The sequence below is a fragment of the Blautia sp. RTP21359st1_E11_RTP21359_211015 genome (genome assembly GCF_040910705.1).
GTDB classification, from domain to species: domain Bacteria; phylum Bacillota; class Clostridia; order Lachnospirales; family Lachnospiraceae; genus Blautia_A; species Blautia_A fusiformis.
Map to the genome: position 1 here is coordinate 1 of NZ_JBDGAB010000118.1, position 1,669 is coordinate 1,669.

A 1,669-nucleotide genomic window follows, 5' to 3' on the forward strand; every position below is an offset into this window, starting at 1 on the left:
CCTACTTCAAAATCAAGGTTTTGCTTTGAAACCTCCGCAGTTGCTTCAAAAAGCGGGGTCAGTTGTGTACGCAGGTTCTTAGCAAATCTGGCGGTCAGTATGATAATGACCAGCAGCGAATTTACAGCCATCATGATAAACACAAGCGTGTCAGGAGATGGAAAATATTCCGGTAGCCATGACACTGTAAATTGAGAACCAATATAATACCTTAAAACGCAAAATTCGTTTTCCCGGACAACAAGTGCAAACTGCCTCCCCGTAGCATATTCAATATATTCTCCCTTTGCGTACAGCAGGGCAATTTCTTTTTCATCATCGTCCATATTGCTGTAAAGCTCATTAAAGTTCTTGTCCAGAATTAAGTAGCCGCATCCCTGTGGAATCACAACCTTTGTAATATCCGGGGCAATCGTCAGCGTTGGAATGATCTCTTTTACCTGCAATTCACTTAGATTTGCTCTTGTAGCTAATCCAGCATTTACAGCAAGTCCCTCCAAACCAAAAGGGACAATAATTGCCGCTACCAGCATGACAATGAGGGAGATAGCAAACTGGCGAAACAATATTTTCAATGTAGGTTTCTTTTTCACTCCCATTTATATCCTATCCCCCATACGGTGCTGATCGGACTTATTTTGAAATGCTCCAATTTCGCACGAATATTTTTTATATGCGTTGAGATCGTAGAGTTATCGCCTATTCCATCAAACCCGAAAACGGCTTCATAGATTTGTTCTTTTGTAAAAACCTGTCCCCGGTTTTTCGCAAGGTATTCACAGATTGAATACTCGCTTTTGGTAAGGGGAACCGGCTGTTCTGAAACATACAGTACCTTTGCGGAAAGGTCAAATCTTATATCAGGCTCAAATGAAAGTGTGCTGTGATGCTCCCTTTTTTCTCTGCGTAAATGTGCCGCGACACGGGCGCGAAGCTCCTGAATACGAAAAGGTTTCGTAATATAATCATCCGCACCGATGCCCAATCCAAACAATATATCTTCCTCTAATGTCTTTGCGGTCAGAAAGAGAATCGGGCAGTCTACCATATTCCTGATCTGTTTGCAAAACTCAAACCCGTCTGTGCCAGGCATCATCACATCCAAAAGAATGAGGTCATAGAAATGCAGCTTTTTGATGTCTACATCATCCGCATTTTGACAGACTGTTATCAAATATCCATCTTTCCCCAAACTGTTCTTAATCAATTCCAAGATAGAAACTTCATCGTCAACTACAAGTAAGTGGGTCAAAAAATCACCTCCCGCCCCATTATACCACATTGTCGAGGTTACTCATCATTATTTTTAATGTCAGCTTTCCGATATTCATTGTTGATATTTACAGCTACGGCATTGCTTATATCCACATCCACAATACTGTAAACGTAGCCGAAACTGAAATCTTCCCCCGCCACATTTTTGAAGCGTTTCGATACCTGCCCGATTTCTTCTTGCAGTTCTGACATTTCAAGACATTCATCCGTTATGGTATATGTCAGGCCGTTATATGAAATTTCATCATAGTTTGCGGCGTTCAGCTCATAATACGGCAGAGATTCATTTAACGCCTTATTTTTATCGGCGGTATCGCGGAGCGCACCGCAGGCCGATAAGCATATAAGACTTACAAGCACAATTACCACGGCAAACAGGCACTTTTTATTCACT

General features: G+C 41.7%; 2 protein-coding genes and 1 pseudogene. All 3 read right to left on the reverse strand.

Going from position 1 to position 1,669, the window contains the following annotated elements; translation table 11 throughout:
- A pseudogene (locus tag AB5026_RS18910) lies at positions 1-599 on the reverse strand (sensor histidine kinase); the annotation flags it as partial.
- Complete coding sequence (locus AB5026_RS18915; RefSeq protein ID WP_055056575.1) at positions 590-1,252, reverse strand: response regulator transcription factor; 663 nt, start codon at positions 1,250-1,252, stop codon at positions 590-592. The pseudogene AB5026_RS18910 and the gene AB5026_RS18915, both read right to left, overlap by 10 nt.
- A 38-nt stretch (positions 1,253-1,290) precedes the next feature.
- The coding region (locus AB5026_RS18920) for a NisI/SpaI family lantibiotic immunity lipoprotein (RefSeq protein WP_368214147.1) at positions 1,291-1,669 on the reverse strand (379 nt) is incomplete at its 5' end.